Source organism: Streptomyces recifensis (assembly GCF_002154615.1).
Classification (GTDB): Bacteria; Actinomycetota; Actinomycetes; order Streptomycetales; family Streptomycetaceae; genus Streptomyces; species Streptomyces griseoluteus.
In genome coordinates, this window is record NZ_MUNH01000655.1 from 1 (window position 1) to 12564 (window position 12564).

Annotated in this window: 10 protein-coding genes; 1 reads left to right on the forward strand and 9 read right to left on the reverse strand. The window is 72.0% G+C overall.

All coding sequences use genetic code 11. The features are described 5' to 3' along the window. From CCN33_RS27810 to CCN33_RS27825, 4 genes are all read right to left on the reverse strand, one after another. Window positions 1-1294 (reverse strand): phytoene desaturase family protein (locus CCN33_RS27810; RefSeq protein WP_208621926.1); only part of this gene is annotated, 1294 nt, incomplete at its 3' end. 78 nt (window positions 1295-1372) lie between these two features. Then, window positions 1373-2215, reverse strand: coding sequence for an inositol monophosphatase family protein (locus CCN33_RS27815; RefSeq protein WP_086696167.1), 843 nt, complete (start codon window positions 2213-2215; stop codon window positions 1373-1375). 86 nt (window positions 2216-2301) lie between these two features. Beyond that, window positions 2302-4122 (reverse strand): gamma-glutamyltransferase family protein, encoded by a 1821-nt coding sequence (locus tag CCN33_RS27820; RefSeq protein WP_086696168.1) that lies wholly within the window; start codon window positions 4120-4122, stop codon window positions 2302-2304. Between the two features lie 160 nt (window positions 4123-4282). Next, the gene (locus tag CCN33_RS27825) at window positions 4283-5431 is read right to left on the reverse strand and encodes a S1 family peptidase (protein ID WP_086696169.1); all 1149 of its coding nucleotides are present in this window, start codon (window positions 5429-5431) and stop codon (window positions 4283-4285) included. Between the two features lie 309 nt (window positions 5432-5740). Here CCN33_RS27825 and CCN33_RS27830 point away from each other — a divergent pair, with 309 nt between their 5' ends. Continuing rightward, window positions 5741-6412, forward strand: coding sequence for a hypothetical protein (locus CCN33_RS27830; protein ID WP_086696170.1), 672 nt, complete (start codon window positions 5741-5743; stop codon window positions 6410-6412). Window positions 6413-6458: 46 nt separating this feature from the next. Here the strand turns inward: CCN33_RS27830 and CCN33_RS27835 are convergent, their stop codons facing one another. The 5 genes from CCN33_RS27835 to CCN33_RS27855 form a co-directional block, all read right to left on the reverse strand. Beyond that, entirely contained in the window at window positions 6459-7985 is a 1527-nt protein-coding gene (locus tag CCN33_RS27835) for an NCS1 family nucleobase:cation symporter-1 (RefSeq protein ID WP_086696171.1), read from the reverse strand. A 133-nt stretch (window positions 7986-8118) separates the two neighbouring features. Beyond that, a complete protein-coding gene (locus CCN33_RS27840) occupies window positions 8119-9138 on the reverse strand; it encodes a TIGR03842 family LLM class F420-dependent oxidoreductase (RefSeq protein WP_086696172.1) in 1020 nt (339 codons plus the stop codon). 11 nt (window positions 9139-9149) lie between these two features. Then, entirely contained in the window at window positions 9150-10553 is a 1404-nt protein-coding gene (hydA, locus tag CCN33_RS27845; protein ID WP_086696173.1) for a dihydropyrimidinase, read from the reverse strand. An 86-nt stretch (window positions 10554-10639) separates the two neighbouring features. Next, window positions 10640-11482: a nitrilase-related carbon-nitrogen hydrolase gene (locus CCN33_RS27850; RefSeq protein WP_030809660.1), complete on the reverse strand. Its 843-nt coding sequence runs from the start codon at window positions 11480-11482 to the stop codon at window positions 10640-10642. Between the two features lie 177 nt (window positions 11483-11659). Continuing rightward, window positions 11660-12564: PucR family transcriptional regulator (locus CCN33_RS27855; protein WP_167387963.1), on the reverse strand; the 905-nt coding region annotated here is incomplete at its 5' end.

Here is a 12564-nt window from a genome sequence, read left to right on the forward strand (position 1 = left end):
GGAACAGGGTGGGGCGGGGGCGCAGCAGGAGCTGGAGGCCGTCCACCGCGCCGCAGGCGATGTCGCCGCCGACGTAGTTGGCGTTGCGGGCGGCCAGCTCGGGTGGGCCTGCCGTGGCCCGGGCGAGGACTCGGTCGCGGAAACCCGGTGCGAAGCGCTCCAGTTGGCGTTCGATCGCGTCCGTCAGGTCGCCCTGCCAGTTGTTGGGGACGTGGCCGTAGACCCAGAAGACCTGCTTGCCCTCGGGCGCCCGGGTCGGGTCGGCCACGCTGGGCTGCACCGTGATCAGGAACGGTGGGTCGGGGGCGCGGTTCTCGCGGGACGCGGCGCGCAGGGCGCGATCGATGTCGGCGCGGTTCGCGCCCAACTGGACCGTGCCGGCGACGCGGGCCTCGGGGGCGGTCCACGGGACCGGGCCGTCCAGCGCGTAGTCGATCTTGAAGACACTGGGGCCGTAGCGGTAGTCGTCGTAGTGGCTGCCGAAGCCGGCGATGCGGGCCAGTGCCGTCGGTGACGTGTCGAAGACGTAGGCGCGGGCGGGTGGGAGGTCGTCCAGGCGCTTGACCTCGTAGTCGGTGTACACCTTGCCGCCCAGGTCCAGCAGGTACGCCGTCAGCGCGTCCGGGATCGACTGGGAGCCGCCCAGCGGTACCGGCCAGCCCCGCGCGTGTGCGGCGAGGGCGAAGACCAGGCCGATCGCGCTGGTGGCGAACCCGCTCAGCGGGGCGATCGTGTGGGCGACCAGGCCGGAGAAGAGGGCCTTGAAGCGCTCGTCGTGGAAGCGGCTCATCAGGGCCGTCGCGGGCGGCAGGCCGGCCAGGCCGAAGCGGGCCAGGGTGACCGGATCGCGCGGCAGCGCGGTCAGCGGCAGGGACATGAAGTCCCGCAGCAGGGTGTCCCAGCGCTGCAGGAACGGCGTGATCAGCCTGCGGTACGCGCCCGCGTCGCGCGGGCCGAAGGACGCCGCCGTCTCCGCCACCGAGCGGGCCAGCACCGCCGCGCTGCCGTCCAGGAACGGGTGGGCCATGGGCAGCTCGGGGTGCAGCCACCGCAGTCCGTACCGCTCCAGCGGCATCGCGCGGAACGCGGGCGAGTTGACGCCCAGGGGATGCGCGGCCGAGCAGGGGTCGTGCCGGAAGCCGGGCAGCGTGAGTTCCTCGGTGCGGGCGCCGCCGCCCACGGTGGAGCGCGCCTCGAAGACGGCCACGGAGAAGCCCCGGCGGGCCAGCTCCACGGCGGCGGTCAGCCCGTTCGGCCCCGCCCCCACCACGACCGCGTCCAGCATCGACGGCACCTTCCGACCCCCTCGTCAGCCGATGGCAACTTCGATCAGCATAGGCCGGGGCACTCTCAGCGGCCCCGGCCGCTCCTCTCACCCCGTGCGCAGCAGCTCCCCCACCCGGCGGGCCGTGGCGGCGTCGCGGGCGGCGGTGAACGGCAGTGCGTTGCCCCCGGTTATCCGGAACGGCTCGCCGGTGAGCGTGAGGTGGGCGCCGCCCGCCTCCTCCACCAGCAACAGGCCCGCCGCGTGGTCCCAGGCGGCCTCCCAGGAGAACGCCACGGCGTCGGTCTCGCCCCGCGCGACGGCCAGGTACTCCAGGCCCGCCGAGCCGCAGGAGCGCGGGGCGACCCCGTCGGTCCACAGGGCCCGCAGCGCGCGCTTCTGGTCCTCGGTGGTGTAGTCCGGGTGCGAGACGGCGACCTTGAGGTCCCGGCCCGGTCCGGGCGGCCCGGCGAAGAGCCGCTCCCCGTCCAGGAAGGCGCCCTCGCCGCGCACGGCCGTGGCGAACTGCTCACGGACCGGCGCGTACGTCCAGGAGGCCAGCACGGTGCCCCGGTGGGCGAGCGCGACCAGGGTGCAGAAGCCGTCGTTGCCGTGCACGAACTGGCGGGTGCCGTCGACCGGGTCGATGATCCACACCGGTGCGTCGCCCCGGATGGCCTCGTACGTCGCCGGGTTCGCGTGCACCGCCTCCTCGCCGACCACGACCGAGCCGGGCAGCAGGGCGCTCAGCTCCTCGCTGAGGCGCCGCTCGGCCAGCCGGTCGGCGTCGGTCACCAGGTCGTGCGGCCCGCTCTTCTGGTCCACCTCGTGCTCGGCCAGGCGGCGGAAGCGGGGCATGATCTCGGTGGCCACGGCCTTGCGGATCGCCTCCTCCACGTCGGCGGAGTGGTGGGCGAGAAACTCCTCGATGGTTCCGGTGTCGTCGATCATGTGTCCATGAGACCACGGTCCGGCGATATCCCCCTCCTGGCTGTGGATAACCTCCCGGCCGGACCGCTCGGCAGGGCGGGGACCGCTCAGCGGCCCACCGCGTAGCCCTGCATCCCCCGCGGATTGGCCGCGGCGGACAGCACCCCGGTGGCCGGATCACGGGCGACCGCGCACAGCCGGCCCTCAGACCACGCCGGGCCCACGGTCACGTCGTGCCCCCGCCGCCGCAGCCCGGCGACGACCGCCTCCGGCATCCGGGACTCGACGGTCACGCTGCCGGCCCGCCAGCCGCGCGGGTAGAACGAGCTGGGGAATCCGTCGTTGTGCCAGTTCGGGGCGTCGATGGCGCCCTGGAGGTCGAGCCCGCCCCGGACCGGTGCACCGAGGGCCGCCGCGAGGAAGAAGTGCGTCTGCCACTGGTCCTGCTGGTCGCCGCCGGGCGTGCCGAAGGCCAGCACCGGCACATCGTCCCGCAGGGCGAGCGACGGGGAGAGGGTGGTCCGGGGGCGGCGACCGGGTGTCAGCGTGTTCGGCAGGCCCTCCTCCAGCCAGGTCATCTGGAGCCGGGTGCCGAGCGGGAAGCCCAGTTCGGGCACCACCGGGTTGGACTGGAGCCAGCCGCCGCTGGGCGTGGCGGCGATCATGTTGCCCCAGCGGTCGGCCACGTCGAGATGGCAGGTGTCCCCGCGCGTGGTGCCGTCGGCGCTCACGCGGGGTTCGGCGACCACGGTGGGCTCTCCCACCGCCGCCGTGGCGACCGTGGGCTCCCCCACCCCTACGGCGCCGTCCGGTACGCGCGCGTGGGCGAGCCTCGGCAGCCGGGGCGTGCGCCCGCCGGGGCTCCCCGGCCGCAGCTCCCAGGAGGCGTCGGCGCCGATCAGGTCCCGTCGGCCGGTGTTGTACTCCGGCGACAGCAGCTCGGTGAGCGGCACCTCGTCCGCGTCGCCGTACCACGCCTCGCGGTCGGCCATGGCGAGCTTGCAGCCCTCGATCAGCAGGTGGACGTACTCGGTGCCGCCGTACTGCGGGAGGTCGGCCGGGAGGAGGGCGAGCTGCTGGAGGAGGGCCGGGCCCTGGCTCCAGGGGCCCGCCTTGCAGAGGGTCCAGCCGTTCCAGTCGTACGTGGCCGGAGCCTCGTAGGCCGCCGTCCAGTCCGCGAGGTCGGACTCGCTGAGGGTGCCGGTGTTCCGGGCGCCGCTGGAGTCGAGCGTGGGGCGGCGGGACTGGCGGAGCAGCGCCTCGGCGATGAAGCCCGTACGCCACACCGCCCGGGCGGCGTCGATACGGGCCTCCCGGCCGCCCGCGCCCGCGGTCTCGGCCAGCAGGCGCTGCCAGGTCGCGGCGAGGGCGGGATTGCGCAGCAGCTCACCGGGACGGGGTGCGCGGCCACCGGGCAGGTACACCTCCGCCGAGCTGGTCCACTCGGTCTCGAACAGTTCCCGCACGCTCTCCACGGTGGCGGTGACGTTCTCCACGGGCGGGTGGCCGTGCTCGGCGTATCCGATGGCGTACTTCAGCACCTCGTCCAGAGGTTTGGTCCCGTGGTCGCGCAGAAGCAGCAGCCAGGCGTCGAAGGCTCCGGGGACGGCGGCCGCGAGGGGGCCGGTGCCGGGGACGAGGTCCAGTCCGAGGCCCCGGTAGTGCGCGACGGTGGCGCCCGCTGGGGCGACGCCCTGCCCGCAGAGCACCTGGACCTGGCCGCCGACGGGGGCGAGCAGGATGGGCGCCTCGCCCGCCGGGCCGTTCAGGTGGGGCTCCACGACGTGCAGCACGAACGCGCCGGCCACGGCCGCGTCGAAGGCGTTGCCCCCGTCCTCCAGCACCGCCATGGCCGACTGCGAGGCCAGCCAGTGGGTGCTGGACACCATGCCGAAGGTGCCCTGGAGGGTGGGACGGGTGGTGAACATACGGCCTCTTCTCTGCACGGGCTCCCCTGCGCACCGGCTCTTCCCCGCCCGGTGACTCATGCAGGATGAAACGTGTTCCGGACGGGCGGACGCAAGAGGCACCACGCGAGAGGGCCCCGCGGGCAGGCGCACCCGCGGGGCCGTCGTGCGAGAGCGGGAGTCAGGCCGTGTGCAGCGTCAGCCCGTACCGGCTCAGGATCTCGTTGATCGGCTGGAACCAGGTCTCGCCGCCGCTGGAGCAGTTGCCCCAGCCGCCGGAGGTGACGCCCTGGGCCTGGTCGCCGCTGATGAACGCGCCGCCGGAGTCACCGGGTTCGGCGCACACACTGGTCTTGGTGAGCTGGTACACCGCGCCCTGGCTGTAGTTGACGGTCTCGTTCAGCGCGAGCACGGTGCCGCAGTGCCAGTGGCTGGTCGAGCCCGAGCGGCAGATGGAGGTGCCGGGAGGCGCCACGTTGGAGCCGCGCACCAACTGGTCGGAGGTGGTGCCCCAGCCGAGCACGACCGGTACGGTCCACCAGCCGCTGCCCACGTTGACCCAGGCGTAGTCGTTGTCGGGGAACGACGAGCCCTGGAAGTTGCCGACGTAGGACCGGTCCCAGCCGTAGACGGCGGCGGACGGCTGGCCGCAGTGCCCGGCGGTGACGAAGCCGCCGTACACCGAGAAGCCGATGGAACAGCGGACGTTGCCGGTGTAGTACGGGTCGCCGCCGACCGTGCCGGCCGCCAGGGTGCTCGCGGACTCGGCGACCTTGTTGACGGTGACGGGGCCCGCCTCGCGGGCGCTCGCCAGGAAGCGCTGGACATCGTTGTCGGCGGCCTTGGAGCGGACCACGTCGATCACGACGGACCCGGCGCTCGGGTCGACGTGCCAACTGGTCACGGACTTGGGGGCCTTGAGACGGTCGACGCGCGCCTTGGCCGTGTTCAGCTCGCGGGCGCTGTGGTCCACCGTGCGTACGGTGACGCCGGCGTCGCGGAGCTTCTGGCGGACGCCGGCGGAGGCGTCGTCGGTCACGGCCACCGTCAGACGGTTGCTCCTGGCGTCGAACCAGGAGCCGCCGTAGGCCGCGCCGGCGGTCGCGCGGGCCTTCGGGTCGAGGTCGGTGGCCGCGCGTTCGGCCCTGAGGCGGGCCTCGGCCTGGGACTTGGTGAGCCCGAAGTCGTGTTGCATCGCGGTCAGCAGGCTCTTGGAGGCGGGGGCTTCGCCGGCGCTCTGCGCGGCGGCGGGGAGGGTACCCGCCGCGGAGAGACCGCCGAGCATGAGGAGTGCGGCCGCGGCGGCGCGCATGACTTTCTTGCGTCTCATGGGGAGTTGCCCTTCGTCGTTCCAACGAGGTGGGGGTGGAACAGCCGATTTCTGAGAGCGCTCTCATCAGTGCGGGGCAGAGCCTAGCGGCACCCTTACAACAGGTCCATGCCCATCACACGCTCTCCCTCACCGCCGTTGAGGAGAAGGAGATATGGGCGGTTTGCTCCACCTCGCCACACGGGCCGCGTCACGGCGCGAGTACACAGCGAGTTCGGGCTTCCGTGGCGCGGACCCCTCGTGTGAGACTGGCGTCCCCCGTCCCTGCGGACCCCTTCCGTCACCCCCCTCTCCCACGAGAAGTGCGCCGTGAGTTCTCTGCCTCTGCCGCTCGCCCTCACCGCTCGTCTGTCCCCGGTCGTCGTGCTGGCCGTCGCGGGCTGGGCCCTCAGCTCGGGTCCCGCCGCCACCGCCAACTCCGGCCCCGCGCCCACGAGTCAGGCGTCCGCCGGTGCATCCGCCGCCCCGGCCGCGTCCTCCGCCGCGCCCGTCGTGAAGACGTACGACGCCGCGCCCGCGCCCTGCACCGGTGTGCCCGTGGCCACCGTCAAGTCCCTGGTGCCCGGCGCGAAGACGGCCGGCAAGGAGATACCGTCCACGGACTCCAAGCTGCGCCGCACCTGCTCGTGGAACGCGCTCAAGGGCTACGACTACCGCTGGCTGGACGTCTCCTACGAGGTGACCGCCTCCGACGACGCGGCGGAGAAGGAGTACCAGCAGCGGGTCGCCGAGAAGAGCGGCGGCGGCGCGGTACCGGGGCTCGGTGACGGCGGCTACTCCGTGGTGAACCTGAACACCGAGGACAAGCAGCAGACGCGCGAGGGTGTGGTGCTGGCGCGTGCCGCCAACGCCCTGGTGGTCGTCACGTACAGCGGCAGCGACTTCGAGAGCAAGAAGGCGCCGGAGACCTCCGAGATCAACAAGGGCGCCATCAAGGCGGCCAAGGACGCGGTGGCTTCCCTGCGCAGCGGCGCCAAGTAAAGGCGGGCCCCGGCAGCCGGTGGACGGCCGCCGGGGCTTTTCCGCGTCAGGCGGCAGCCGGCCTCTTGCCGCTCGCCAACGTCAGCACCACGTACAGCACCAGCGAGGTGCCGAGGCCGACCGCCCAGCCGTAGTCGGCCAGCGGGCTGAGAGCGGGGATCGGGCGGCCGTCGATCAGCGGGTGGAAGTCGGCGCCGCCGACGGCGAGGACGCCGCCCACCATAAAGGCGGCCACCGCCCGCCAGTTCCAGCCGCCCGCGTACCAGTACCGCCCGCCCGCGCGGTACAGGTCGGCCAGGTCGAGGCGGGTGCGGCGCAGGAACCAGTAGTCGGCGACCAGGATGCCCGCGACCGTGCCGAGCAGACCGCCGACCAGACCGAGCCAGGTGAAGATGTAGCCCTGCGGGTCGGAGTACAGCCGCCAAGGGAAGATCAGCACGGCGAGGACGGCGGTGATCAGGGCCCCGGTGCGGAAGCTGACCTTGCGCGGCGCGACGTTGGAGAAGTCGAAGGCCGGGGAGACCAGGTTGGCCGCGATGTTCACGGAGAGGGTCGCCACCAGCACCGTGACCAGGGCGTAGATCAGGCCCACCACGTTGTCGGTCTTGGCGGCGAGCTGGACCGGGTCCCAGACCGGCTCGCCGTACACCGCCTGCGAACCCGAGGTGACCAGCACCGACAGGAACGCGAACAGGGTCATGGTGGTGGGCAGGCCGAAGGCCTGGCCGAGGGTCTGGGCGCGCTGGCTGCGGCCGTAGCGGGTGAAGTCGGGGATGTTCAGGGAGAGGGTGGACCAGAAGCCGATCATGCCCATCAGGGAGGGCCAGAACAGCTTCCAGAAGTCGCCGCCCCAGCCCAGCTTGGACGGCTGGTCGAAGAGCGGGCCGACTCCCCCGGCCTGGTCGCTCATCCACCACAGCATCACGAACGCGCCGACCAGCACGAAGGGCGCGGCCCAGTTCTCGAAGCGGCGGATGGTCTCCATGCCCCGCAGGATGATCGCCACCTGGAGCGCCCAGAAGATGGCGAAGGAGAGCCACATGGTCCAGGCGTAGCCGCCGATGTGCGCGGCGCCGGACCAGCGGTCGCCGATCAGCTTGCCGGCCAGGAAGAAGATGGCCTCACCGCCGATCCAGGTCTGGATGCCGAACCAGCCGCACGCCACCAGCGCCCGTACGACAGCCGGCAGGTTGGCGCCGCGCACCCCGAAGGAGGCGCGGGCGAACACCGGGAAGGGGATGCCGTACTTGGGTCCGGCGTGCCCGGTGAGCAGCATCGGCACCAGCACGATCAGGTTGGCCAGGGCGATGGTGAACACCGCCTGTTTCCAGTCCATGCCGACCGCGATCAGGCCCGAGGCGAGCGTCCAGGAGGCGGTGTTGTGGGCCATGCCGACCCACAGCGCGGAGAAGTTGTACGTCGTCCAGGTCCGTTTGGCGGCCGGTACGGGAAGCAGGTCCTCGTTGGCGTAGGGACCGCTGGGCGCGGGCGCGCCGGGGGCGATCTCCACCCGGCCGTCGGCGAGGGTGACTTGGGCGGACGGTGGTATGGCCGTGGGTGCGGTTTCGGTCATGGTGCAGGCCAATCGGATGGGAGGGTCGGGACAGGCCGTGCGGGGGGGGGTGCGCCGTAAGGGTTCCGTACGGGCGTCCTGGCCCCCTTCCGCGCGCCTGGCGGGAAGGGGGAGTGCGATTCGCCTGCCGTGCTCAGGCGTTGACGGCGGGGATCACCTTCGAGCCGTAGGCGTCGATGGTGGCCTCCTGGGCGTCGTGCATGTCGTACACCGCGAACTGGTCCACGCCCAGGGCCCGGAGCGCGTTCAGCTTCTCGATGTGGGCCTCGACCGGGCCGATCAGGCAGAAGCGGTCCACGATCTCGTCCGGTACGAACCGGGTGTCGGGGTTGCCGCTGCGTCCGTGGTGGGCGTAGTCGTAGCCCTCGCGGGCCTTGATGTAGTCGGTGAGTTCCGCCGGGATCTGCGCGGAGTGCTCGCCGTAGCGGGAGACGAGGTCGGCCACGTGGTTGCCGACCATGCCGCCGAACCAGCGGCACTGTTCGCGGGCGTGGGCGAGCGCCTCGGGCGAGTCGTCCTCGGTGACGTAGGCGGGGGCGGCCACGCAGATGGTGACCTCGCCGGGATCGCGGCCGGCGGCGACGGCGGCGTCCTTGACGGCCTTGACCATGAACTCGGTGAGATAGAGGTCGGCGAGCTGGAGGATGAACCCGTCGGCCTCCTCGCCGGTCATCTTCAGCGCCTTGGGCCCGTACGCGGCCATCCAGACGGGGAGTTCGGCGCCGGGCTTCACCCAGGGCAGGCGGATCGGGGTGCCCCCGAGGTCGGTCTCCTCCCCCCGGCCGAGGGCGCGGATGACCTTCATGGCCTCGCTGATCCGGGCGAGGGTGTTGGGCTTGCGCCCCGCGACGCGCATCGCGGAGTCGCCGCGCCCGATGCCGCACACCGTGCGGTTGCCGTACATGTCGTTGAGGGTGGCGAAGGTGGAGGCGGTGACCTCCCAGGTACGGGTGCCCGGGTTGGTGACCATCGGGCCGACGGTCAGCCGGTCGGTGTTCGCCAGGATCTGGCTGTAGATGACGAACGGCTCCTGCCAGAGCACGGCCGAGTCGAAGGTCCAGCCGTGGGTGAAACCGTTGCGCTCGGCCCGCCGCATCAGGTCGACGACACGGGAGGCGGGCGGGTCGGTCTGGAGTACGAGACCGAAGTCCATGGGCACCACTCCTAGTTGAGGTACTGACAGGTGGAGCGCGGGGTGTAGACGCCGTGCCCGGCGTGACCGGTGTACTCCCGGTCGGTGATCACGGGGACCCCGCGCGAGAGGACCGTCTCGACCCGGCCGGTGATCCGCTTGCCCTCGTACGCCGAGTAGTCGACGTTCATGTGGTGCGTCTCGGCCGAGATGACCTGCTCGGCGTGCGGGTCGTAGATCACCACGTCGGCGTCGGCGCCGGGGGCGATGGTGCCCTTCTTCGGGTACATGCCGAACATGCGGGCCGGGGTGGCGCAGGCGATCTCGATCCAGCGGCGGCGCGAGATGTGGCCGTCCACCACGGCCTGGTGGAGGAGGTCCATGCGGTTCTCCACGCCCGGCATACCGTTCGGGATCTTGGAGAAGTCACCCCGGCCCAGTTCCTTCTGGCCCGAGAAGCAGAACGGGCAGTGGTCGGTGGAGACCACCTGGAGATCGTTGGTGCGCAGGCCGCGCCAGAGGGCGGCCTGGTGCTCGCGGGGCCGCAGCGGGGTGCTGCACACGTACTTGGCGCCCTCGAAGTCCGGCTCGGCGAGGTTGTCGGTGGACAGGAAGAGGTACTGCGGGCAGGTCTCGCCGAAGACGTTCAGCCCCTCGTCGCGGGCCCGCGTCAGCTCGGCCACCGCCTCCTGCGCCGAGACGTGCACCACGTACAGGGGCGCGCCGGCGACCTGGGCCAGCTTGATCGCACGGTGGGTGGCCTCGGCCTCCAGCAGGGCCTTGCGGACCTCGCCGTGGTAGCGGGGGTCGGTCTCGCCGCGGGCGAGGGCCTGCTCGACCAGGACGTCGATGGCGATGCCGTTCTCGGCGTGCATCATGATCAGCCCGCCGTTCTCGGCGGCCCTCTGCATGGCGCGGAGGATCTGGCCGTCGTCGGAGTAGAAGACGCCGGGATAGGCCATGAACTGCTTGAACGAGGTCACGCCCTCCTCGACCAGCAGGTCCATCTCCTTGAGCGTCTCCTGGTTCACATCGGAGACGATCATGTGGAAGCCGTAGTCGATGGCGCAGTTGCCCTCGGCCTTCTGGTGCCAGGCGTCCAGGCCCTCGCGCAGAGTGCCGCCGACGTTCTGGATGGCGAAGTCCACGATGGTGGTCGTGCCGCCCCAGGCGGCGGCGCGGGTCCCGGTCTCGAAGGTGTCGGCGGCGTAGGTGCCGCCGAACGGCATCTCCATGTGGGTGTGGCCGTCGACGCCGCCGGGGATGACGTACTTCCCCGTCGCGTCGATGACGGTTTCCGCGCTGAAGGCTTCGGCGGCGGGGGTGCCGGTTGCCGCCAGGGCGGCGACACGGCCGTCCTCGATGAGTACGTCGGCGTGGATCTCGTCGGAGGCGGTGACGACGAGGCCGTTCCTGATGAGCGTGCGGCGGGACATGGGGTCCTCTCCTGGTGGGTCCGCTGCGGGTCGTGTGTTGCCTGTCGCGCAGTTCCCCGCGCCCCTGTTCTGCTTGCCGTCCGCCTTTACGGCGCCGTCAGCGGCGTGTACGCGTTCGGCTCGCGGTCGCGGTAGAACTGCCAGCGGTCGCGGACCTCGCGCAGCTTGGCCATGTCGAGGTCGCGGACGACCAGTTCGGTCTCCTTGTCGCTCGCCACCTCGCCGACGAACTGGGCCTCGGGGTCCACGAAATAAGTGGTGCCGTAGAAGTCGTTGTCACCCAGGTCCTCCACGCCGACCCGGTTGATGGCGCCGACGAAGTACTCGTTGGCGACGGCCGCCGCCGGCTGCTCCAACTGCCAGAGGTAGCGGGAGAGTCCGCGCGAGGTGGCCGAGGGGTTGAAGACGATCTCGGCACCGGCCAGGCCCAGCGCCCGCCAGCCTTCGGGGAAGTGGCGGTCGTAGCAGATGTAGACGCCGATCCGGCCGACGGCGGTGTCGAAGACGGGCCAGCCGCTGTTGCCGGGACGGAAGTAGAACTTCTCCCAGAAGCCCTGGACCTGGGGGATGTGGGTCTTGCGGTACTTGCCGAGGTAGGAGCCGTCCGCGTCGATCACGGCGGCGGTGTTGTAGAGGACGCCGGGCTGCTCCTCCTCGTACATGGGGAGCACCAGGACGATGCCCAGTTCCTTCGCCAGCGCCTGGAAGCGGCGGACGGTGGGACCCTCGGGGATCTGCTCGGCGTACTCGTAGAACGCCTTGTCCTGCACCTGGCAGAAGTAGGGGCCGTAGAACAGCTCCTGGAAGCAGAGCACTTGGGCGCCCTGGGCGGCGGCGTCGCGGGCCGCCTGCTCGTGCACCTGGATCATGGATTCCTTGTCGCCCGTCCAGGCCGTCTGGAAGAGGGCGGCGCGGATCACTCGGCTCATCGGGACCTCCGGGTCGCTCGGTGTGCGGGGGCTTCCGACGCCCGCCCCTGAACCCTAAGAAGGTCGCGCGGCCGGTTTGAGTGGCAGCGTGTCACGTCTGCGGGGTGCGGGCGTGGCACCGTGTCACGTCTTGCCATGGCCATGTTTCACCGCCGTTTTCGCAGGTCGTGGCATGTTTCAGCCCTGTTGCGCGTCATGCGCGAGGAGTGCGATGTGCACGGAGGCCGCCTGTTCGAAGTCGTCCAGGTCGATCCCGAGTCGCGCCTGTATGGCCTCCAGCCGGCGGTACAGCGCGGGGCGGGAGACGTGGTGGAGCTGAGCGGTGCGGGACTTGTTGCGGCCGGTCGCCAGGTAGGTGCGCAGCACGTCCAGCAGCTCGCCCTCGCCGCCGCACAGCAGGCCGTCCAGCTCGCGTTCGGCGAAGGACTGCACCTGGGGGTCGTCGCGCAGCAGCCGGATCAGCCCGCGCAGGTGCACGTCCCGCAGCCGGACCACCGCCGGCCGGTCCAGGGCGGCCCCGGCGACCGCGTCCGCCACGTGCCGGGCCTCGCGCAGCCCGGCGGGCACGTCGTCCCAGCAGGTGCGCGGGTCGGCGGCGGCGACCACCGCGTCGGGCAGCTCGGGGGTGCGCAGCCGGGCGGCGAGACGGCCCGTGAGCGCCTCGGCGTCCTGGTCGCGGGCGAGGCTGAGCAGTACGGCGGTCGCCCCGTCGGCCAGTTCCGCGACGAGCCCGGTCAGGCCCAGCGTGCGCAGCACCCGGTCGAGCCGCTCGGGCTCGGCGCCGGGCACCACGAGCGGCACGAACGTCCGCCGGTTGACGGGGAGTCCGGCCGCCCGCGCCCTGGGCAGCAGGTGGCGGGCGGGTACGGTCCCGGAGGCGAGGTCGGTCAACAGGCCGTGCGCGGACTGCTCCTCCCAGGTGCGGCCCGAGGCGCCGCCGAGCATCCGGTGCAGCACCAGCGCCTCGGCGGCGCGGTCCGCGAGCAGGCGCCCGCTGGCGGAGTCGCCCCGGTAGCCGCACAGCAGCAGCCTGCCCCAGCGTTCCCCGCGCCCGCCCAGCTCGGCGCGGGGAACGCTGGGGC